14 protein-coding genes are annotated in these 23,788 nt (G+C 32.6%); 7 read left to right on the top strand and 7 right to left on the bottom strand.

Translation table 11 applies throughout. From position 1 onward, the window contains the following. Positions 1-879 precede the first annotated feature (879 nt). Both lgt and rpiA read right to left on the bottom strand, forming a co-directional pair. A complete protein-coding gene (gene lgt / locus ERCISPPS3390_RS00070) occupies positions 880-1,770 on the bottom strand; it encodes a prolipoprotein diacylglyceryl transferase (protein ID WP_197094838.1) in 891 nt (296 codons plus the stop codon). Positions 1,771-2,013: 243 nt separating this feature from the next. Continuing rightward, positions 2,014-2,691, bottom strand: coding sequence for a ribose-5-phosphate isomerase RpiA (gene rpiA / locus ERCISPPS3390_RS00065; protein WP_197094837.1), 678 nt, complete (start codon positions 2,689-2,691; stop codon positions 2,014-2,016). Between the two features lie 1,378 nt (positions 2,692-4,069). Between rpiA and tadA the strand changes: the two genes are divergently transcribed. From tadA to apaH, 7 genes are all read left to right on the top strand, one after another. Then, positions 4,070-4,600, top strand: coding sequence for a tRNA adenosine(34) deaminase TadA (gene tadA / locus ERCISPPS3390_RS00060; protein WP_197094836.1), 531 nt, complete (start codon positions 4,070-4,072; stop codon positions 4,598-4,600). Positions 4,601-6,029: 1,429 nt separating this feature from the next. Continuing rightward, a complete protein-coding gene (gene purL, locus ERCISPPS3390_RS00055; RefSeq protein ID WP_197094835.1) occupies positions 6,030-9,920 on the top strand; it encodes a phosphoribosylformylglycinamidine synthase in 3,891 nt (1,296 codons plus the stop codon). A gap of 258 nt (positions 9,921-10,178) precedes the next feature. After that, complete coding sequence (rpsP, locus tag ERCISPPS3390_RS00050; RefSeq protein ID WP_197095377.1) at positions 10,179-10,448, top strand: 30S ribosomal protein S16; 270 nt, start codon at positions 10,179-10,181, stop codon at positions 10,446-10,448. Continuing rightward, a complete protein-coding gene (rimM, locus tag ERCISPPS3390_RS00045) occupies positions 10,445-10,996 on the top strand; it encodes a ribosome maturation factor RimM (protein ID WP_197094834.1) in 552 nt (183 codons plus the stop codon). Before rpsP ends, rimM begins: the two co-directional genes overlap by 4 nt. A 47-nt stretch (positions 10,997-11,043) precedes the next feature. Beyond that, positions 11,044-11,793 (top strand): tRNA (guanosine(37)-N1)-methyltransferase TrmD, encoded by a 750-nt coding sequence (gene trmD, locus ERCISPPS3390_RS00040; protein WP_197094833.1) that lies wholly within the window; start codon positions 11,044-11,046, stop codon positions 11,791-11,793. Between the two features lie 54 nt (positions 11,794-11,847). After that, positions 11,848-12,195 (top strand): 50S ribosomal protein L19, encoded by a 348-nt coding sequence (gene rplS, locus ERCISPPS3390_RS00035; protein WP_197094832.1) that lies wholly within the window; start codon positions 11,848-11,850, stop codon positions 12,193-12,195. 939 nt (positions 12,196-13,134) lie between these two features. Further along, a complete protein-coding gene (gene apaH, locus ERCISPPS3390_RS00030) occupies positions 13,135-13,953 on the top strand; it encodes a bis(5'-nucleosyl)-tetraphosphatase (symmetrical) ApaH (protein WP_197095376.1) in 819 nt (272 codons plus the stop codon). 856 nt (positions 13,954-14,809) lie between these two features. Here apaH and rho read toward each other — a convergent pair. The 5 genes from rho to mnmG form a co-directional block, all read right to left on the bottom strand. Further along, on the bottom strand, positions 14,810-16,069 hold the full coding sequence (gene rho / locus ERCISPPS3390_RS00025) for a transcription termination factor Rho (RefSeq protein WP_157988849.1): 1,260 nt from the start codon (positions 16,067-16,069) through the stop codon (positions 14,810-14,812). Between the two features lie 349 nt (positions 16,070-16,418). Beyond that, complete coding sequence (trxA, locus tag ERCISPPS3390_RS00020; protein WP_197094831.1) at positions 16,419-16,778, bottom strand: thioredoxin TrxA; 360 nt, start codon at positions 16,776-16,778, stop codon at positions 16,419-16,421. A 345-nt stretch (positions 16,779-17,123) separates the two neighbouring features. Continuing rightward, positions 17,124-18,422, bottom strand: a complete 1,299-nt coding sequence (eno, locus tag ERCISPPS3390_RS00015) for a phosphopyruvate hydratase (RefSeq protein ID WP_197094830.1) — start codon at positions 18,420-18,422, stop codon at positions 17,124-17,126. Between the two features lie 171 nt (positions 18,423-18,593). Beyond that, positions 18,594-20,231, bottom strand: coding sequence for a CTP synthase (locus ERCISPPS3390_RS00010; RefSeq protein WP_197094829.1), 1,638 nt, complete (start codon positions 20,229-20,231; stop codon positions 18,594-18,596). A 1,334-nt stretch (positions 20,232-21,565) separates the two neighbouring features. After that, positions 21,566-23,455 carry a tRNA uridine-5-carboxymethylaminomethyl(34) synthesis enzyme MnmG gene (mnmG, locus tag ERCISPPS3390_RS00005; protein ID WP_197094828.1) on the bottom strand — a complete coding sequence of 630 codons (1,890 nt, stop codon included), beginning with the start codon at positions 23,453-23,455 and terminating at the stop codon, positions 21,566-21,568. Between the last annotated feature and the right edge of the window lie 333 nt (positions 23,456-23,788).

The raw sequence follows: 23,788 nt of genomic DNA, 5'->3' as shown, positions 1-23,788 counted from the left end.
GTAAGATTTATCGTTTACTTCCAGTGAGGTTAGTATATCCTGAATTTTTTGGTGAGACGTAATATATCTTTTAAAAAAGAATTAATTTTCAAATTTTTTCTTAAAAAGAAGTGCGTCACTCATAATTAACAAAATTATAGCATAATATAAAATATTCCATGCTATAGTTTTATAGTTATGTTTAATGGAGTAAATTGTTTACGATTTTTATCTCTTTCCATGTCTTCATGGCAAGATGTGCATAACTTAAATATTATTTTGTATAATATTTTTATATTAAAATCATAATAGCATTGAACTTATTTTTTAAAATAAAGGGGTTGTTTTTATTAAATAAGTTTACGTTTAATTTCGTAATTTGTTAGAGAAGAGATCATATAACCAACAGCTTTGAGTTTATTGATTAACTTATATGTGTATTAGCAGTATGTTTTAGAAAACTAAGGTATAAAATATATTTTTTATTCTAAAAAATTTAAATAATCTTTAACTATATATTAAAGAAATGGACTTTCATATACCAGTGGTTTTTAATATAAAAATATTTTTATAGTTAAAACTAATTCACATTTTAGGTAGAATTTTTTTATGATATGAAAATTTTGAGTAAGAATGTGTTCAAAATAGCAGAATTGTCTCTAGATAGAGAGGTAGGTAAATAATTAAAAACAAGATTTTTTCTATTATAAGCTTTAAAAATTAGATATAGAAATGAATATTAATTATATGTTAAATTTTTTTTTATATCTCTTATAATCTCTTATAATTTTTGAACGATAACAATAAGCGTACATGTATTTAATTACACTATTTATATATTTATATAATATATATTTATATAATAATTTATATAATATACATGTTATGTATGAAAGAGTATTAGTGTGGCGGATGCTTAGTGGTTATTATATTTATATGATGGTTGTAATAAGCCCAGATTATGATTAGAACCCCTGAAATTATCATTGGGATAGATAGAATTTGACCCATGCTAATACCATAAAATAAACCAATCTGTGGATCAGGTTGCCGAAATAGTTCTACAGTAATTCTAGAAATACTGTAACTAATTAAAAATAATCCAGACATAGCGCCTAGAGGACGATTTTTAATTGAAATAAACAAATTTAGAATGATAAATAAAATAAGACCCTCTAAGATAGCCTCATATAACTGAGAGGGATGACGTGGTAGCACTCCATAATTTAGAAGTAGTTGTTGCCATTCTGGATGAATAGCTGCTATTTTAATATCTTCACTATAGGATCCAGGAAATAGTGTAGCCCATGGCAAATGAGTGTTTACTCTTCCCCATAATTCACCATTAATATAGTTCCCAAGTCGTCCTGCACCTAAACCAATAGGAATAAGAGGGGCTATGAAATCAGATACTTGAAAAAAATGACGTTGTATCTGACGAGAAAATACCCATATTCCTATGATAACCCCTATTAAACCGCCATGAAACGACATCCCTCCATTCCATATTTTAAAAATAGATAAAGGATCGTTTAGCAACACAGGAAGATTATAGAAAAGCATATATCCTAGGCGACCTCCAATAAATACCCCGAAAAAGCCAATGGATAGTAGATCGTTCACATTTTCTTTAGATAAAAAATTTTTGTATTGACTAGCTCTTCTAACTGCTATCCACCGAATCAACATAAAGCTTATTAAATACATAAGCCCATACCAGTGAAGTGACACTGGTCCAAGGGAGATAATGATTGGATCGATATTAGGAAAAATTAAATAAGGATTATTCATCTTTAATTACTTAGATAGTTGTTTTATAAATTTTTTATAACTTTCTAGTTTTAATACTAAACATTATGCATTGTTTTAAGAACGTATTATTATAATAATATATAATACCTTAAATAGTTATTAATGATAAGTAGTAATATTATATAGTATATAATATCTGTATTTAATTATAGATGCTCAAAAGATTGTATCTAAAATAACAGGATTGTGTTTTTTTATCCCATTGTAAAATTATATGAGTTTTTAGTATTCTGTGCAGTGATCTTTTTGGAGTATTTGTGTTCCACGTGTAGTACCGATAATGGCTATATCAGCTCCACGTTCAGCAAATAATCCGACTGTAACCACACCTGTTAAAGAATTGATGATTTTTTCTAATTGAATTGGGTTTTTCATGTTTAAATGATATACATCAAGAATAATATTACCATTATCAGTTATGACGTTCTGTCGTTGCTTTGGCCATCCGCCAAGCTTAATTAATTGACGAGATACATAAGAACGTGCCATTGGAATTACTTCTATTGGAAGAGGGGCATGACCAAGTATTTTCACTTTTTTTGAAGAATCTACAACACAAATAAAACAGTCAGCAACAGCTGCAATAATCTTCTCTCGTGTTAATGCTGCTCCGCCCCCTTTAATCATTTGTAACTGATCATTAATTTCATCCGCGCCATCAACATATAAGGGGAGCAGACTAACTTCATTAAGATCAAAGACAGGAATACCATATGCTTTGAGTTTGGCGCTTGAAGTTTCTGAACTAGATACTGTACCAGCAATCTGATTTTTGATAGATGCTAAAGCATCAATAAAGTGTGCAGTAGTTGAGCCAGTTCCTACGCCAATGATAGTTCCGGACCTAACGTATTTTAGCGCAGCCCAGCTAGCAGTCTTTTTTAGTTCATCAGGCGCCATGGTATGAATGTCCCATTTCTGCTACTACACGTGTATGTTTTTCCCCTTAATAAAAGGAATATTATGAAATTTAAAGCGTCGCCAATAAAATTTAACTAATGTGTAATATAATTACAGTATTTAGCTTTATTGATCGAGAAAATAATAATATATTTTAATATTATTATATAAACAATACATTCAACATTTATATCTTGAATTTTATTCAATATATACATGTTATCTTTGAAACATGTAAAAAACACTACTGAACTTACATTAATAAAAGTGATTATTTTGTCTTAATTAATCTGAATTATACTGAGTGATAGCATGTAATATACATGTTTAATCTAAGTTAAATATGTATAAAATTTATCCTGAATTTGTTGTGTTTTATTTATATGTATTATCTATACATGTTTTATAGAATTTAGCTTAATATATGTTAATTTAATTATATTTTTAGGTTCTTGCTAAATATTATATATTGAGTATGACCTATGGGGGTTATGTTTTTTAGTGTAGAAGATCTTGTAAATTTTAACATGTGAGTTTTGAAAAATAGAAAATATAGAATACGATAAAAAATTAGATAAAATACTTGCTGATTAGGTGGGATATATGATGTCATATAGGTCAATAACTGATATAAAAAATTATTTAAGTTTTGATTTGTTTCTAATAGTTGATACTTATATCTGATAACAATAAGGGAAATTACATATATTCATTAGATCATGTGTCATTCACTAAAATGAAATACTTTATTTTTATAATCAATCAACATGAGAATATTTTCACGAAATAATTATCTGGTTGTGCGTTTAGTTTTGGTGTAGATATAGACAATTTCGAGGTTTTGTGGCCTATACTATATAATATAAATAGGTGCTAATTATTTATTAGTGGTTTTTTTTGTTTAGTTTTTAATATCTATTATCTACTATCTCAGATAGTAGATATTTTTTATTAACCTTTTTTCTGATTCGTTAATAATAAAGATTGTTTAACTATTGTATAATGTTTACACCAAGATTCTTAGTGAATATGTTATTTTGGTTTAATTTTTTATTTTCATAATGACACTAAGTTTGTTCTGAGAAGAGGCTGCCTACTATAAATCACTTTTATAGAATTATTTTATAGTTGTGTAGATGCTTTTATTGTTATGCTAATGATAGCATTGTTTAGGCACATTTAATATTTTTATAGAACTTACATGATATCATAAAATAATACATATTATGCTATGTATAGCCTAGAAGAATTTTTAAAATTTACCAATGCAATGCTGAATAAAGAGTGTATGCATTGAATGAAATTACATTAACAGTACTTTACTTAGATCAAAGGTATCTAATCATTAGATTATATAGAAATTTCTGGAGAATTAAAATTGACCAACTATCCTGATGAATATTGGATGAAACGTGCTATTTTTTTAGCAACTGAGGCTAAGCATCAAGGTGAAGTTCCAATTGGCGCTGTATTAGTTCTTTATGATCAGGTTATTGGCGAGGGATACAATCAATCTATTGGGTCTAATGATCCTACGGCGCATGCTGAAATAATCGCACTGCGACGCGGAGGCCAAACGGTAAAAAATTATCGACTCTTACAATCCACTCTATATGTTACTCTTGAGCCTTGTATGATGTGTATTGGTGCGATAATTTGTAGTCGAATTAGCCGATTAGTATATGGAGCTTATGACACAAAAATAAGTTCAGCTGGTTCCTGTCTGAATTTTTTTTTATATCCTGTAGTTAATCATTATGTACAAATTACTTATGGTGTATTATCAGAACAATGCTCAAGTATTCTGAATGATTTTTTTAGTAAAAAAAGAGCAGAACAGAAGCTAAGAAAGAAAAATTTATGTAGTTTTAAAGATTCTCTTGCTGCAGTAGGCAGAAAAGATGCATAAAATTATCAGAGGTATATTTTAGATTTAGAGCATTTGTATTTCAATCATTTTAATTGTTAAGATAGTTTTGACATTGTAGTGAACTGACTCAATATAGGACGCATTAATGATTGTTTATAGAGGTTTTATATGAAGACATTCCTTAGTAACCAGCAGTAAAAATCTAATTTTTTTTTGATTGAGATATTACGGAAGAGAAATATTGTACATGTAATTTTTATCATTACCTCATATCTAAAAAATTATTTTCAAAGCATGCACAGTGATTACTTTCTTAATTATTACATGCTAACTTATATCTAATTCAGAGATGTGTCTGCTTTTATTTATACTATATTAATAACGATCTTAAGCAAAATATATTTTGCGAAAAACGCTTATAAAAAGAGCAGAAATGATATTTTAATCTGAGATTATTTAAAATACTTGAGTGTATGATTTATACTGAAAAAATGATATTTGTTATATGTACATTTACAATGAAAATCTTTACAGCCATTATCAGATCAATACTAAAAATTAACATCTATAATATATTACAGATAAGATTAATATACAAATGCAAAAATATAAAGGATTTATACCGTTTTGATTAATAATGTGATAAAAATCATACGGTAAAATTATATAAGAATATTACTATTATGCTTTTGCTTCATCAAGATGTTATGTGATCTTATATACCTATACCTATACCTATACCTATACCTATACCTATACCTATACCTATACCTCCTATACCTATACCTATACCTATATATCTATATCTATATACCTGATAACTTCCTCAAGGTGTATCTCTTATTACTACTTAATGTAGTAATAATTTAATAAATTTTATAAAATTATCAGAAGGTAATAGGTGATAATTATTTTGCGTGCCATAAAGTTCGAACTTCCAGAACCGGATAATGATCCTGTATTTATTCGTATTGTATTAGATGTTTACCTAAAATACTACTTTGACATTAATTTAAAAAAAATTTAGTCATAGTTATCTGATGGTGTACTCTAGTATAGGATTTACTGTAAGGATTTTAATATTATTAGTTATTTATTTTCATCAGAATATCTATGTGCATGAAGTTGTGAGAGTTATGCAATAATTGAGTAAATTATGCTAATCTAAAATGATTTAAAATCATCATGATACTATCATCAATATGATATATATAATTCTATAAAATATAAAAACTAGAGAGTAAAGAATCTTCAAGAGTTAATTCAAATTGTTACTACTGGCGGTCATGCCGTAAAAGATAACTAAAAAATATTTTTACAGTTTTTGTATGCATAATTTGACGGTTATGTTTCAGTAGTTAAAAATGTTTTTAGCCGAGCCAAAAAAATCTATTAATATGGCATGTTTTATGCTTTATAATAGACAGATAGATACTAAACAGATCTGCGAAAAAAGAGAGCGTTCACTATGATGGAAATTCTACGCGGTCCTCCGGCTCTATCGGTAAGCGGGGTAAAGAAATTACTTCGAGACTGTCAGAAGGCTAACTTTCCGATTAAAGAAATTTATGTTGAATATGTTCATTTTATTTATTTAAGCGAAGCGCTTACTATAGATCAAAAAAAACTTCTTCAACGTCTTTTATGTTACGGACCTTCTGTAATGCAGAATATTCCAGAGGGACATATGTTTCTAGTCACTCCGCGATTAGGAACTATCTCAGCATGGTCTTCAAAAGCAACTGATCTTGTTAAAAACTGCTCTTTAACTCAGATTATGCGTTTAGAACGTGGCAAGGTTTTTTATATAAATTCTCCTGAATTGGAAAAATATCAGTGGGAAGAGCTAAAAATATTATTGCATGACCGTATGATAGAAACTGTTTTGACTAATCTTGATGAAGCTGAATTTTTATTTTCACATCCTACTGAAGCTTCTGCAAAAATTATCGACATACTACATATAGGGCGAGATGAATTAGTGAAGATTAATGCTAGGCTTGGTCTGGCTTTATCAAACAGTGACATTAATTATTTAATGACTTCGTTTACTAAGCTTGGGAGAAACCCGACAGATATTGAGCTATATATGTTTGCGCAAGCTAATTCTGAACACTGTCGTCATAAGATCTTTAATGCAGAATGGATTATTAATGGTAAAAAACAGGCTAAATCATTATTTCAAATGATACAATATACTCTCAAGAAAACTCCAGATTATGTTATATCTGCTTACGATGATAATGCAGCAGTTATGCAAGGATATAATATTAGTCAATTTTATGCTGATCTAGAGGGTATATATCGTTTTCATCAAGAATGCACACATATTGTAATGAAAGTAGAAACACATAATCATCCTACAGCAATCTCTCCATGGCCGGGCGCTGCAACTGGCTCAGGTGGTGAAATTCGTGATGAAGGTGCTACTGGGCGCGGGGCAAAACCTAAAGCTGGACTTTTAGGGTTTTCAGTATCCAATTTACGAATTCCAGGGTTTGAGCAGCCATGGGAGGAAAATTTTGGTAAGCCAAATACTATTTTTAGCGCACTAGATATTATGATTGAAGCCCCATTGGGCGGAGCAGGTTTTAACAATGAATTTGGTCGACCTATACTTAATGGTTACTTTCGAACTTATGAGGAGCGGGTTGATAGCCATAATGGTAATGAGGTGCGTGGTTATCACAAGCCTATTATGTTGGCAGGGGGTATGGGGAGTATTCGTGAAGATCATGTTTCAAAACATATAATTAAGACGGGCGCTAAGATTATCGTTTTGGGTGGACCGGCGATGAATATTGGATTAGGTGGCGGTACAACCTCTTCAGTGATCGCCGGGCAATCTAACGCAGATCATGATTTTTCATCCGTACAACGTGCCAATCCTGAGATGGGGCGTCGATGTCAAGAAGTTATTGATCGTTGCTGGCAGCTAGGCTTGCAAAACCCAATTTTATCTATTCATGATGTAGGAGCTGGTGGGCTCTCTAATGCCGTTCCAGAAATGATGCGTGATGGTCGATGTGGTGGAAAATTTGATTTACGCACAATCCCAAATAATGATCCGGGTATGAGCCCATTAGAAATCTGGTGTAATGAATCACAAGAGCGTTACCTGATAGCTATTGATGCTAAAAGTATCTCACTTTTTAATGCTATATGTCAGCGTGAACGTGCACCATATGCAGTGATTGGAGAGACAATCAAGGAGATGCATATATCACTGTTTGACAGTTATTTTGGAACTACTGTTATTGATATGCCTCTTGATCTTTTATTAGGTCATGTGCCAATGATGATGCGTAATGTTTTGAGTTTGCAAGCAGCGGGCAAAAAACTCATTCTAGATCATATATCTATTTCTGACGCAGTATACCGTATATTACATTTACCTGCAGTAGCAGAAAAGACTTTTTTGATTACAATTTGTGATCGTTCTATTGGTGGCATGGTGATTCGTGATCAAATGATTGGGCCATGGCAGATTCCAGTGGCTAATTGTGCGGTGACGAGTGCTAGTTTATCACGAGATTGTTATTATGGTGAAGCAATGGCGATTGGTGAACGCGCTCCGGTTTCTTTGTTGAATTTTTCAGCCTCTGCTCGGTTAGCCGTTGGTGAAGCGATCACGAATATTGCGACAACATGGATTGGCTCTATAGCCCGTATAAAACTATCAGCTAACTGGATGGTTGCAGCTGGTCATCCAGGTGAGGAATCGGGTCTTTACTCTGCAGTACAAGAAATTAGTGAGAAATTATGTCCAGAGTTAGGGATTACTATTCCAGTAGGTAAAGACTCAATGTCTATGAAAACGTACTGGAATCAGGATAGTACAGCATATGAGGTTACCGCTCCTTTATCCCTAGTGATTACCGCTTTTGCTCGTGTAGAGGATATACGAAAAACGGTAACGCCAGAACTAAAGACTTGTGATAATGTGCTATTACTTATTGATCTAGGAAATGGCTATAATGCCCTGGGAGCTACAGCTTTATCACAAGTTTACCGTCAGTTAGGAGATCAAACTGCAGATATACGAAATGTACCACAATTAGCAAATTTTTGGTCTGCTATTCAGGCACTGCTTTTAAAAGGGTATCTCCTTGCTTATCATGATCGCTCAGATGGTGGGTTGTTAATTACACTTGCAGAAATGACTTTTGCTGGACATTGTGGGGTCGAGGTTGATCTTAAAAGCCTCAGTCATGATAATTTGGCAGTTTTGTTTAATGAAGAACTTGGAGCGGTAATTCAGATAGCTACTGCTGATTTATATTCTGTGAGAAAAATTTTGAATGAGTATGAGTTGAATTCTTCTGTGCATTTACTAGGTAGGGCCACAAGCGGTGATTGTTTTAGAATTTCTCGAGGCTCATCAATACTATACAGTTATAGCCGAACTGCCTTGCGCGCCTGGTGGGCGGAAACTACCTGGAAAATTCAGCGTCTTCGTGATAACCCGGACTGTGCTGATGAAGAGCATGTAGGTAAACTTAATAGTCATGATCCAGGATTAAACGTCTCACTTACCTTTGACCCACAAGAAGATATTGTTTCTTCGTTAATTACTTTTGGGGTTAAACCAAAAGTAGCAGTTTTACGTGAGCAGGGTGTTAATGCTCATGTTGAGATGGCTGCTGCTTTTCATGAGGCTGGTTTTGAAGCAATTGATGTCCACATGAGTGATCTTTTATTAGGTCGTTATTATTTACAGGATTTTCATGTTTTAGTCGCGTGTGGAGGTTTTTCATATGGCGATGTACTAGGGGCAGGTGAAGGGTGGGCTAAGTCTATTTTATTTAATAATTTCTTGAGAGATGAATTTACAAAATTCTTTCAGCGCAAGCAAACGTTGACGCTAGGTGTATGTAATGGTTGCCAAATGCTTTCTAATCTTCGTGAGCTTATACCTGGTAGCGTAGACTGGCCTCGTTTTGTACGTAATCAATCAGAACGTTTTGAAAGTCGATTTAGTTTAGTAGAGGTTGCGAGTACTGTATCACTTGTATTAGATGGTATGATTGGTTCTCGTATTCCAATTGCAGTAGCGCATGCCGAAGGTTATGCAGAGATGCGTAGTGCTATGCATCTAAAAAATTTAGAAAATAAAAGGTTAGTAGCACTGCGTTTTATTGATAATTTTGGTAATATAACAGAGAGATACCCAGCTAATCCAAATGGTTCACCAAGCGGAATCACTGCGGTAACGAATGAAAGTGGTTGCGTTACAATTATGATGCCCCATCCGGAGCGTGTATACCGCAGTATTACTAATTCTTGGCATCCGGAAGAATGGGGGGTTGATGGACCTTGGATGCGAATTTTTCGTAATGCTCGAAAGCAGTTAGGTTAAGTAAATTACATATGTAAAATGCTTATTGCGATTGATTTTAGAGTGATATGTTATGTGAAATGTATTTCGTACAGGTAAGTATTATTTAGTTTTTTATTAAGACTAAATTATACTGATTTTTATGAAAAAATACATAGGAACTTTTATAAGATCAGATTAGATGTAAAGTGCTAATTACATAAAAATTTACATGAGTAGCATATAGTTCTATCCATTATAATAATTAAGAAGTTTTGTTGTCTTCATATGGAGAGTTTTATGGTAACAATCCGTTTAGCACGTCATGGGGCTAAAAAGCGTCCATTTTATCAAGTTATTGTTACAGACAATCGTAATGCGCGTGACGGTCGTTTTATTGAGCGTGTGGGTTTTTTTAATCCTCTTGCATCAGGTCACGCTCAGTCTCTACATTTAGATTTAGAACGCATTAATCTTTGGGTTAATCAGGGTGCATCATTATCTAATAGGGTGCATAAACTAATAAAAAAAATAAAAAAACAAAATAATCTCACAGAGCAAATAAAATGAGAGAACCTATAAGTACCCAGTGTCCTGTTCACCCATTAATCATGGGGATGATGGGTTCTGCGTATGGTATTTATGGTTGGTTAAAAGTTTTTTCCTACACTGAAGAAGTTACAAATATTGTCTATTATCAACCTTGGTTTACTCAGAAAGAAGGCCAATGGTATCTTCTAGAGTTAGAAAAATGGAAGAAGTATAAAAATCAATTAATTATAAAAATAAAAGGGGTTGATAATCGTAATCATGTAACAGAAAGACTAACTAACCGCGAGGTGATTGTAGACTCAAAATATTTGCCAGTACTTGGGAATAATGATTTTTACTGGAAAGATCTTTTAGGTTGTCAAGTTATCAATATAGAACATTATGTTTTAGGTAAAGTTGTACAGATTCTTGAAACTGGTGCAAATGATGTACTCATTGTTCATGCAAATTTAGAGGATGCAAGCCATACAAGAGAAAGGCTCATTCCATTTATTGAGAAAATAGTAATTAAGAACGTTAATATTATGACTCGTATAATTTTTGTAGATTGGAGTATAGAGTTTTAATAATATGATTTTTATCATCTTATATAGATTTCACTCTAGAGAAAAATATGTGGATTAGTGTGATTAGTCTTTTTCCTACAATGTTTCGTGCTATTACCGATCATGGAGTAACCGGACGAGCAATTAAAAATGGTATTATTAGATTTTACAGTTGGAATCCACGTAATTTTACACACGACAGGCACTGTACTGTAGATAAACGTGTTTATGGTGGCGGTCCAGGTATGCTACTGATAGCGCAGCCATTAAGAGATGCCATTCGAACTGCTAAGGTAGCAGCAGGTTCAGGTGTAAAGGTAATTTATTTATCACCTCAAGGGCAAAAGTTAGACCAGAAAGGGGTTTCAAAATTAGCAAAGTATCAAAAATTAATTTTAGTTTGTGGTCGATATGAAGGGATTGATGAGCGTATTATTGAAAGTGATATTGATGAGGAATGGTCTGTTGGAGATTACGTTCTCAGTGGAGGAGAACTTCCAGCTATGATACTTATTGATGCAATTTCTCGCCTATTACCTGGTGTTTTAGGTAAAAAATCTTCAGTTATGCAGGATTCTTTTGTTAATGGTCTATTAGACCACCCACACTATACTAGACCAAAAACATCAGAAGGGGTGCAAGTGCCGTCTGTTTTATTATCAGGAGATCATGCTACTATTAAGCGCTGGCGGATGAAACAGTCAATGGCTCGTACTTGGCTTCGAAGACCTGAGTTACTGGCTAATTTAGAATTAACTCAAGAGCAAGAGTGTTTGCTTACTGAGTTCAAAGATGAGTATATAAAATCAAAAATATAGCACAAAAACTAACTGTTTTGAAATTATTAACTAACATATAATTATGGTGACATAATGAGTAATATCCTGAAGCAGATTGAAAAAGAGCAACTTAAAAAAAATATACCTTCCTTCCGTTCTGGTGATTCTGTAGAAGTAACGGTATGGGTGTTTGAAGGTATAAAAAAACGTTTGCAAGCTTTTGAAGGTGTTGTAATCGCTATTCGTAATCGCGGACTGAATTCTGCATTTACAGTGCGTAAGATAGCTAATGGAGAAGGTGTAGAGCGGGTTTTTCAAACTCATTCTTCTATGATTGATAGAATTATCATTAAACGTCATGGTGCCGTGCGTAAGGCAAAATTATATTATCTTCGTAATCGTACTGGCAAGGCGGCTCGCATCAAGGAGCGTCTCAATTGATTACTATAGATTGTTAATTTTTTGCGATTTTAGTTTATTTCTATGGGGTACGTAAATAAGATTGATTGATTTTATATGATTAGTCAAATAAAATTTAAGTGTGATCAGAGTCACATCAGAAACGCTTGTTTTTAGGAATCAGAGGGTTTTCTATTATCAGGGTTTGTATATATCTTTTTAATTTTTATTACTTGAAAGCGATATAGTGTGATGCATTTTAGAATTAAAAATCTAGATATTAAGAATAAATAACAGATATAAAATATAATCGTAATATTTTTTCTATCACTCGGCTATTATCAACATCCGGTATTCAGATAATGCCAGATATAAATTGTTATCCTTCTCAGATTAAAATCATAGGAAGTAATTTTTTATATAACAACTAGGTGCTATCGTTTTTTCTGTGACATTTGCATTATAGATACATCAATATATATTTCCATTTTATATTATCAAAGTTTAATATTTTTCTTAAGGATTGGTTGTTGAGTACTCATGGTTTTATGATGATATACTGGTACTATCAGCCATGACTTATCGTAATGCATAAATCAATGTTATTCAACAATGCACGCATGAGAGTGATATTAAAAAGCTTAATTTTCTCTAGTAAAGGAGAGGTTTTCTCTATTATTTTCCGTTAGGAGAACTGACAATTTACCATCACTCTAGATACAACATTAAAATTTTTTGTTTTTAAAAATTTAAAAATCTAATATAATATTAAACTTTTTAAAGAAAGCTGTAATATAAAAAATAACGTAGTGTTTTCAAAAGTTTTTATGGATGATGTATTCACATATATTATGTATATAGTATAAAATTAGAGGGATAAGCTGAGACTAATATGATCCCTGGTAATTTTTTTTTATGTTTTATGTTAATAAAAAATCATAACCTCTCTATTCACATATGCTTCATTCTTCTGGTTTATATATGAGCACTTACTTCATCGGCGATATTCATGGTTGTTATAATGAGTTACAGCTATTATTATCTCAAGTAAAATTCAATCCTAACACTGATCAGTTATGGTTAACTGGCGATTTAGTTGCTCGTGGTCCTCATTCTCTTGAGGTGTTGTGTTTTTTACAAAGATTAGGAAAGTGCGTTAAACTAGTTTTGGGAAATCATGATTTACATCTTTTAGCGATTTATGCAGGAAAACGTCGCAATAAACCAAAGGATCTTCTTAATAAATTACTAGCATCGAATAAGATTGAATCACTTATTGATTGGTTACGATGTCAACCTTTAGTCCAGATTGATGAAGCACGCAAGATTATAATGTCTCATGCAGGAATTACTCCTCAGTGGGATATCCAAACAGTTAGAATGTGTGCAAATGAGATTGAATCAATGCTTAGTTCTAATAGTTATCAGTTATTTCTTTATGCAATGTACGGGGATTTGCCAAATTATTGGTCACCGCAGTTAACTGGAATTGCACGCTTACGTTTTAGCACTAATGCTTTAACACGTATGAGATATTGCTTACCTAGTGGTGAATTAGATATGACTTCAAAAGAATTGCCTGATCGGGTAGCGCCTTCTTTGCAGCCATGGTTCAGGATGCCAAGAAATATTTCAAATGAATATACTATTATATTTGGACACTGGGCGGCACTGGCTGGTGGATGGGTACCTAAAGGCGTTATTGCATTAGACACTGGCTGTTGTTGGGGGGGGTGTCTAACAATGTTGCGCTGGGAGGATAAAGAGATGTTTGTGCAACCTGCTCTTAACTTGGAATAATTAGATTTTTAATTTTAGAAGAGTGTCTCTACAGGTATTTCTTGCTTGTATAATTAGATATCTTTATTAAAGATAACCAGACAGAATAATCTAATTTTATAGGTATAGATATATTTTTTATAACTGGATTTAATTTAGTATTTTATATATACAATATAAACTGATTGTAATTAATTCTTTTAAGATAATTGATCTAAATTAATAAATTTGCGGGGTATATTCAATGGAATTAATTTAAATCTGTCGATTATATGTCAATGAACTTTCTTGAAAAACTATCTATTCATATAACATGATTAAATATCAAATACTCATAGAGCTAAAATCTAAAATTGTTTCTATCTATAATAATAATTTTTGTATATTATAATCTATAATTTTAGATAGATTAAGGGTTTTATTTTAATTTAATCTATGATAAGGGGTATCATATAACCTTTAATAAGAAGATAAGTATCAGTGAGAGAGAAGTTTAATGATGTTAATTTATATTTTTATATATATTTTTTATTTACTTATGCATCAGGTAATAAAATTTAATACAAGAAGAAGTAATAATTTTTATTATCTAAATAGGATCTAATATAGAGTTGACCCTAATATTTATTAAAAATAAACAGATGCTCTTTTATAGAGTGATATATGTATAAAATGATATCCGTCCATTAGAAATATTTTATATTTAGCAAATATATTATTAGTTAAGATGCATATTGATTGATCATGTATAATCCTACTTACTATGCGGTGTGTTTTATGAATAAAACTTAGAGATAGCTTTTGAACTTTTATTGAGTAGATTATTTTAGATTATTTACCTGAAATATTATTATCTAGAATTTAAAGTGTCAATATATTATGAACGCTTCATCATATCAAAAAACTCATCATTAGTTTTACTCATGGCTAATTTATTCATCAAAAACTCCATAGCATCAATCTCTCCCATTGGGTGAATAATTTTACGTAATATCCACATTTTCTGCAACTCTTCAGCAACCGTGAGTAACTCTTCCTTTCTCGTTCCGGAACGATTATAATCAATCGCTGGAAAGACACGTTTTTCGGCAATTTTACGTGCTAAATGTAATTCCATATTACCAGTACCTTTAAATTCTTCATAGATAACTTCATCCATTTTAGAACCAGTATCTACTAAAGCGGTTGCAATAATAGTCAGACTACCACCTTCTTCTACATTACGCGCAGCACCAAAAAAACGTTTGGGTCTATGTAGGGCATTGGCATCCACACCTCCAGTTAACACTTTACCAGAGGCGGGAACTATAGTGTTATAGGCACGCGCTAGGCGTGTGATCGAATCAAGTAAAATTATAACATCTTTTTTGTGTTCTACTAAACGTTTTGCTTTTTCAGTGACCATTTCTGATACTTGTACATGACGTGATGCCGGTTCATCAAAAGTAGATGCTATCACTTCGCCTTTAACTAAGCGTTGCATTTCAGTTACTTCTTCTGGACGCTCATCAATAAGCAGAACCATCAAAACACATTCAGGGTGATTATAAGCAATACTTTGCGCGATGTTTTGGAGCAATATTGTTTTTCCGGCTTTAGGTGGGGCAACAATTAAACCACGCTGGCCGCGACCAATAGGAGCGGCCAGGTCGAGTACACGAGCAGTTAAGTCTTCAGTAGATCCGTTGCCACGCTCCATTCGCAAACGAGAATTAGCATGTAATGGTGTTAAATTTTCAAATAAAATTTTATTACGTGCGTTTTCTGGTTTTTCATAATTAACTTCATTTACTTTTAATAGCGCAAAGTAGCGTTCTCCTTCTTTTGGTGGTCGAATTTTTCCGGAGATTGTATCACCAGTACGAAGATTAAAACGTCTAATTTGACTAGGGGAAACATAGATATCATCGGGCCCAGCAAGATAAGAGCTGTCGCTAGAACGTAAAAAACCGAATCCATCCTGCAATATTTCAAGGACTCCGTTTCCGAAGATATCTTCACCACTTTTTGCGTGCTGCTTAAGTATAGAAAAAATAATATCTTGTTTACGCATACGGGCTAGGTTTTCGAGACCTATATTCTCACCGAGAATGATGAGATCGGAAACCAAAGTGTTCTTTAAGTTGGTAAGATTCATAATTTTTGGTTCTTAGTTCTTAATCTTGGGGTAGATATCGAATAATTAGCAATAAAGCAACATAAGGATTAAAAATCTCTTCCTGTTTATATGAGTGCCTAGATTTGAAGTTCGCCCAAAGATGGAATGTAGAAAAGTACATATATAAAATGAGGCAACGGTCAGAAAATAAAAATCTAATCAACCCTAACCGTCAATCTTCTGAATGTTAGTGAAAACTTAGATGGATGTTTTCTAAAACTAAAGCGTATTCTATATGTGGAATAAGGATAAGGGTACAATTATATTGTATGATTAACCATAACACGCTTCGCTTTGACCGTCCAGCGGTAAGAGAAAAATTTATATTTTAGCTACAGTGTGGATTTAAAAATTCGTTAAGGTTACCCTTAGATAATACCCCCACTTTGGTATCAAGTAAAAGACCATTTTTAAAAAGTAGTAAAGTGGGAATGCTACGAATACCATATTTTAGTGTAGTATTAGGGTTCTGATCAACATTAAATTTTGAAACTATCAGTTTTTCTTTATATTCCACAGCTATTTCATCCAGTATGGGTGCAATCATTTTACAGGGGCGGCACCACTCTGCCCAGAAATCAACTAGTATTAAACCCTCTGTATTTAAAATAATACTGTCAAAATTTTCATCAGTTAAATGAATCATTGTATCTATCCTGTAAGTTTTAAAAGTATCTTGTTTAATCATAATACATAAGTAATATTAGGCGCGATACATATTATTCATGATATTGTCAATTACATGAGTCAGTGATTATGAAGAATCTTTATAGTGAATATGTTTTATCTATTTTTATCAGGTGCACCATAAAAATATTTTTTATTGTAAATTAAAAAATCAGTGAATTACCTATTTATTAAATATTTATCAGTAGATATAATATCTATAAAAGTCATATGGTGTAAACTATCTCTTTAAATAAAATTTGTCTTGTAAAGTAAGATAGTAAATATCTAATATACTAATATTTAGTTGATATTTTCTATAGGGAAATAGGTTATATATAAAATATTACAACAATAATAATAATTATTATTGTTGATTTTTTATTTCTTTTCGGCCATGAAATGGTGCACTATTACCTAAAGCTTCTTCAATGCGTATGAGCTGATTATACTTAGCAACGCGATCAGATCGACTCATAGAACCAGTTTTAATTTGGCCCGCAGAAGTTCCAACTGCAAGATCTGCAATAGTGACATCTTCAGTTTCGCCAGAGCGATGAGAAATGATTGTACTATACCCTGCATCTTGAGCCATCTTAATAGTAGATAACGTTTCGGTTAATGAACCAATCTGGTTTAATTTTATAAGAATAGAGTTTGCAATTCCTTGGTTAATACCTTTTTTCAATCTTTTAGTATTAGTTGTAAATAAGTCATCACCTACGAGTTGAATTTTATCGCCTAATACTTGCGTTTGATAGATGAATCCAGACCAATCAGATTCATCCAGACCGTCTTCAATAGAAAGAATGGGATATTGTCTAGTAAGGTCAGTTAAGAAGTGTGTAAATTCTGCGGCAGAAAACAGTGCATTATTTTCTCCAGTTAAGCGATATTTACCATCCTGATATAACTCAGAAGCAGCACAATCTAATGCCAAAGTAACATCTTGACCTAATTTATAACCTGCTCTTTGCACTGCTTCAGTGATCAAATCTAGTGCATCTACAGTAGTTTTTATATTAGGAGCATAACCACCTTCATCACCAACTGTGGTGCTCATATTTTTTGCACACAGTATGTTTCCAAGTGCGTGAAAAATTTCAGAACCAATACGAACTGCTTCTTTTAATGTTTTTGCGCCAACGGGTTGAATCATAAATTCCTGTATGTCTAGATTATTATTAGCATGCTTACCGCCATTAATGATATTTATCATAGGTAAAGGCATGGAGAATTTTCCTGGAGTACCATGTAGATCTGATATATGTTCATATAAAGGGACTCCCTTGGAGGCAGCTGCGGCTTTAGCAGTGGCTAAGGAAACAGCTAAAATTGCGTTGGCACCAAACTGAGATTTGTTCTCTGTACCATCTAGATTGATCATTATCTGATCTATATTAGCCTGATCTTTAGCATCATGACCTTTGATAGCTGCAGTAATCACACTATTAATCGAATCTACAGCTTTTCTTACACCTTTTCCAAAAAAACGTAATGCATCACCATCACGTAGTTCTAGTGCTTCATAAGAGCCAGTGGAAGCTCCGGAGGGTGCAGCCGCGAGACCAACAAAGCCTCCAGCTAGGTGAGCTTCTACCTCTACTGTTGGGTTTCCACGAGAGTCAATAATTTCTCTAGCTAGTAGTTTAATAATCTTCGACATTCTTAAGTTCCTTATTGGTTTTTTATATTTCTTCTACAAACGATAGATTATAAATAAATAATTAACACGACTGTAATTGCAAGTATGAATCATATTCTAATTATTTATATAATCTATACGGATGGCATCTGTAGTATAGTAAAATAAGCTTTAGTGTACTCTTAGTGGATTTTATTTTTTAAAATTTTTTTGATATCGAGCAGCTGCTTGTATAAAACCTATAAATAGTGGATGACCATCTCTTGGGGTAGAGGTGAATTCTGGATGAAATTGACATGCTAAAAACCAAGGATGACTCGGAATTTCAACAATCTCAACTAGTTCGTTATCTCCTGAATGACCAGTCACATGTAAACCGGCGCTTTGAATTTGCTTTAAAAAAATCTTATTCACCTCATAGCGATGGCGATGACGTTCAATAATAATTTCAGAGCCGTATAAGCTATGTGCTAAGCTATCATGGGCTAATTGGCATTGCTGGCTGCCTAGTCGCATAGTACCACCCAGGTTGCTTTTTTCGGTGCGTTGTATGATATTGCCTTGTGAGTCACGCCATTCGGTGATCAAAGCAACTACTGGATGTTTACATTCAGGTGCAAATTCCGTTGAATGTGCGTCTTCCATGTGTACTACATTTCGAGCAAATTCGATTACCGCCACTTGCATACCTAGGCATATTCCTAGATAAGGCACTTGATTTTCACGAGCATACTGCGCTGTCAGTAGTTTACCATTTACGCCTCGCAAACCAAAACCACCAGGGATTAAGATAGCATCTACATTTTTTAAGCGATCTATACCGCGAGATTCAATATCCTGTGAATCAATGAGATCAATATTTACTGTTATACGACTTTTTAATCCAGCATGTTTTAGAGCCTCAATAACTGATTTGTACGCATCTGGCAGTGCTACATATTTACCCACCATTCCTATATGCAGTTCACCACAAGGATTAGCTTCTTGATATACAACTTTCTCCCACTCTTCTAAATCCGCTTCTGGCGCATGTAAATTAAAACGTTTACAGATATAATCATCTAGTCCTTGTGATTTTAACATTCCAGGGATCTTATAAATAGAATCAACATCTTTAAGAGATATGACTGCTTTTTCAGAGACATTACAAAATCTTGCAATTTTTTTACATTCATTTATTGGTACACTAAAAGTAGATCTACAAATGAGAACATCTGGTTGAATACCAATTGATAGTAGTTCTTTGACTGAATGCTGTGTTGGTTTAGTCTTTACCTCACCTGCTACCGCTAAATATGGAACTAGCGTTAAGTGAATATACATAGTATGTATGCGCTCGACATCTACTGCCATTTGGCGAATAGCTTCTAAGAATGGTAATGATTCAATATCACCAACAGTGCCTCCAATTTCTACTAAAACTACACCGTAACCGAGACCTCCTTCAGTAATTTTTTCCTTTATGGCATTAGTAATATGTGGGATGACTTGCACAGTAACCCCCTGATAATCCCCTCGTCGTTCTTTATGTAGAACATCTGCATAAATGCGACCAGTTGTACAGTTATTTCGACGACCCATTCGGGTTCTAATAAAACGCTCGTAGTGTCCAAGATCTAGATCAGTTTCGGCGCCATCACCGGTTACGAATACTTCGCCATGTTGTGTGGGACTGATTGTTCCTGGATCAACGTTAATATATGGATCTAGCTTGATAATAGTTACAGATAAACCACGCGCTTCTAGAATAGAAGCTAAAGAACCCGCAACAATACCTTTACCTAGAGAAGAAACCACTCCGCCAGTGATAAATATATAATTTGTTGTCATGCTTAACCTTAACCTGAGAATAATAATAATGAGATTTATATCTAGACAAGATTAAAAGTATCTATAAAACTATTGGCATTCTCAGAACTGCTGTCTAGGTCTGGCGTTATCGTATGTCAAGTTTTTAATGTTAAAATAAGACAATATATTATAGATATAATCTAAGTGTAAGTGTTATGGTTAATAACCACACTACTTCAACACTGATATTATAGTAATAATTATGGTTGGTGGAAGATAAAAATACATGAGATTCTATAGATGATCTATATCATACGATACATGTCAGTTTATCGCACTACTGTATATTCTAGTAATACAAATAGAAGATTACATCTAGTTGTGATATAAGTCATTAGAAGTTTATCTTATGAATTTTTAGAATTTTTTTACCATTCTTGTAAAATATTTATGTCACTAATATATTGTCACTAATATATTGTCACTAATATATTATTATGGTGCTTCTGATTTGTATATTATGATAACATAATACGAGGTTTTTAGATTTAAATATTTTACTTTATGCGATGGCATAAAATGATTATTTTGAATGCTTAGGGGAATTATATGGTGGCAATTTTTTATAATCTGCCAGTATATAACATTTATAGTTTTTTATAAAAATGCTTTATAAAAGAAGTATATACAATTCAAAATAGTATCGTAGAGTACAGTTGATTTTTATGAGAATAAAGTGAATTATGTAATAGATATTTTTTTAAAAAGAATTTTCTTGATAATAGTATCTACTTTAGAAGTAATTTTCTTTTAATAAAGTAGTAGCTTTACTGATAAAATTATTAAGATATTTATAGTAAAAATACTAAAATACTAAACTGGTATGTAAATATATCACTTTAGTATAAAAAATATTTTATAATATAAATTATTCTAGATCTTAGATAGACATCAAATAATTTTATAAGTAGTATTCTACTATAGAGTAATTAAATTATATTACAATTTTTTTGAGTAAGATCAATATGTTTTTATAAAATTTCACTAGTAGGTTGCTCGAAAATAGTAACTTCAAAAATAAATAAAATACATATAAAATCATAATATATATAATATATATTATGATTTTATATGTATTTTAAGTAATGCACCTGTTAAAAGCTCAATGTGATTATTTCAGTTTTTCACTTGTGATATGTAAAAATTTTTTAACTAATTATTTTAGTCGCTTTTATTATAGATGTCAATAAAAGAGGTAACTTAATTAAAAATAAGTAATATAATAGATGTTTCTGGTATCAATATAAGTAATTATTAATCATTATTCTCTTTTGGTAACTAGTTTGTTCCAGTCACTGAGTCTTTAAATTTTTTTAATTAATAGACTTCAATAGACCCCTTTTTTTTAAAAAAATAAGTAAAATAGAAATGATCGCTGGAGTAATTCCAGATATACGTGACGCTTGACCAATTGATTCTGGTTTGTGGTGTTTAAGCTTAACTAGCGCCTCATTAGATAATCCTTTTATTTGATTATAATCTATATGAATTGGAATAGGGGTGTTTTCGTTTTTTATCTGCTTCTCAATTTCTTGCTGTTGGCGAAAGATGTATCCTTCATATTTTATCTGAATCTCCACTTGTTCAGCAGCCTGAGCATCAGATAACAAAAGACCAGATTGATTTAATTGCATAAGTTTTTGATATGTAACTCCTGGGCGTCGTAATAGCTCTTCATAATTAGTTTCTTTTATGACTTCCCCATCAATAATGGCATTGATTTTAGATATGTCTTTTGCGTTAGGAAAGACTCGTGTTTCTCTTAGTCTCTGGCGTTCTTTTTCAATGTTTTCTAGCTTTTTATTTAAATGCGACCAACGGATATCGTCAACTAAACCAAATTCGCGCCCAATGGCGGTTAGCCTTAAATCAGCGTTATCTTCTCGTAAAATAAGGCGATATTCGGCGCGGGCTGTAAACATGCGATAAGGTTCAGTAGTCCCTCTAGTGCATAAATCATCTACTAGAACGCCTAAATAAGCCTGATCACGCCTTGGCGCCCAGCCATTGCGACCGTCTATAAATTGTCCTGCATTTAGACCAGCGAGGAGTCCTTGTGCTGCGGCCTCTTCATAACCAGTCGTGCCATTAATTTGACCAGCTAAAAATAGTCCATGAATATACTTGCTTTCTAGAGTTTTTTTAAGATCACATGGATTAAAAAAATCATACTCAACAGCATAACCAGGGCGAATAATTACCGCATTATGCATACCCTGTATAGATCGAATCATATCAATTTGAACATCAAAAGGCAGGCTAGTAGAAATACCATTTGGGTAAATTTCATTACTATTTAACCCTTCTGGTTCTAAAAAGATCTGATGTGCATGACGATCAGAAAAACGTATAATTTTATCCTCTATTGATGGGCAGTAGCGCGGCCCAATGCTTTCAATAGAACCATTATATATCGGGCTACGATGAAGATTACGGCGAATAATATCATGAGTTTTTTCATTAGTATGCGTAATATAACAAGGTACTTGTCGCGGATGTTGAGATACTTTTCCTAAAAATGAAAAAATAGGTAGAGGAACGTGACCGTGTTGTGATTGCATGATATTAACGTTGATACTTTTGATATCAATTCGAGGCGGTGTTCCTGTTTTCAGGCGACTGACACGTAGCGCTAATTCTCGTAAACGGTATGCTAATATGTTAGAAGAGGGGTCTCCTGCGCGTCCCCCTTTATAATTTTTCCTGCCTATATGAATCTTAGCATCTAAAAAAGTACCAGCAGTTAGAACTACAGCTTTAGCTCGAAATTTAATTCCTATTTCTGTGAGTACACCAATAATGTGATTATTTTCAATTAATAAATCTTCTACAGCTTGTTGTAGCACTAATAAATTTGGTTGATCTTTTAATGCAGTATGAATGACCTGACGATATAATAAGCGATCAGCTTGAGCTCGAGTGGCGCGTACCGCTGGCCCTTTGCTAGAATTCAGGATTCTAAATTGAATACCGGCTTTGTCAATGGCTGTTGCCATTAAACCTCCTAATGCATCTATCTCTTTTACTAAGTGGCCTTTTCCAATTCCACCAATTGCAGGATTACACGATAGTTGACCTAATGTTTCGATATTATGAGTAAGTAATAATGTTCGTTTCCTCATGCGAGCAGCAGCCATAGAAGCTTCAGTTCCGGCATGGCCGCCACCAATAACAATAATGTCAAAAATGTCTGGATAAAACATGATATTGTATCTCGTGGTTTATAGCGAAAATAGATAGATTATACCAGTTTTGTATGTGCATGCATCTTTAATAGCCTGCATGGTAAAATGCTTATCTAAAGGATAAATTGCTAATAAATACTCAGTCTAGTTGTTTTAGAGTGATAATATTTAGTTCGTATATCATAATGTCAGGTTACTGGTAAAATTATTAATATATTCTACTGTATGGGTATGAATATTATGGTTGAATTTAATCACTTAATAATGTTATTGCGCTTATTAAGTTACCGGTTGATCTTATATTAATAAAATAAAAATTTATTAATAACATAATTCTATTTTTGTAGATAA

Origin of the sequence: Candidatus Erwinia haradaeae (assembly GCF_900698885.1) — a bacterium.
GTDB lineage: Bacteria > Pseudomonadota > Gammaproteobacteria > Enterobacterales > Enterobacteriaceae > Erwinia_E > Erwinia_E haradaeae_H.
This window is presented reverse-complemented; position numbering and strand designations above follow the sequence as displayed.

Excerpts from the sequence above, each read along its gene's own strand:
- rpiA (WP_197094837.1), bottom strand. The coding sequence starts at position 2,691 with ATGGCGCCTGATGAACTAAAAAAGACTGCTAGCTGGGCTGCGCTAAAA.
- rimM (WP_197094834.1), top strand. The coding sequence starts at position 10,445 with ATGAGAGAACCTATAAGTACCCAGTGTCCTGTTCACCCATTAATCATG.
- rplS (WP_197094832.1), top strand. The coding sequence starts at position 11,848 with ATGAGTAATATCCTGAAGCAGATTGAAAAAGAGCAACTTAAAAAAAAT.
- eno (WP_197094830.1), bottom strand. The coding sequence starts at position 18,422 with ATGTCGAAGATTATTAAACTACTAGCTAGAGAAATTATTGACTCTCGT.
- ERCISPPS3390_RS00010 (WP_197094829.1), bottom strand. The coding sequence starts at position 20,231 with ATGACAACAAATTATATATTTATCACTGGCGGAGTGGTTTCTTCTCTA.
- trxA (WP_197094831.1), bottom strand. The coding sequence starts at position 16,778 with ATGATTAAACAAGATACTTTTAAAACTTACAGGATAGATACAATGATT.
- mnmG (WP_197094828.1), bottom strand. The coding sequence starts at position 23,455 with ATGTTTTATCCAGACATTTTTGACATTATTGTTATTGGTGGCGGCCAT.
- lgt (WP_197094838.1), bottom strand. The coding sequence starts at position 1,770 with ATGAATAATCCTTATTTAATTTTTCCTAATATCGATCCAATCATTATC.
- purL (WP_197094835.1), top strand. The coding sequence starts at position 6,030 with ATGATGGAAATTCTACGCGGTCCTCCGGCTCTATCGGTAAGCGGGGTA.
- rpsP (WP_197095377.1), top strand. The coding sequence starts at position 10,179 with ATGGTAACAATCCGTTTAGCACGTCATGGGGCTAAAAAGCGTCCATTT.
- apaH (WP_197095376.1), top strand. The coding sequence starts at position 13,135 with ATGAGCACTTACTTCATCGGCGATATTCATGGTTGTTATAATGAGTTA.
- rho (WP_157988849.1), bottom strand. The coding sequence starts at position 16,069 with ATGAATCTTACCAACTTAAAGAACACTTTGGTTTCCGATCTCATCATT.
- trmD (WP_197094833.1), top strand. The coding sequence starts at position 11,044 with ATGTGGATTAGTGTGATTAGTCTTTTTCCTACAATGTTTCGTGCTATT.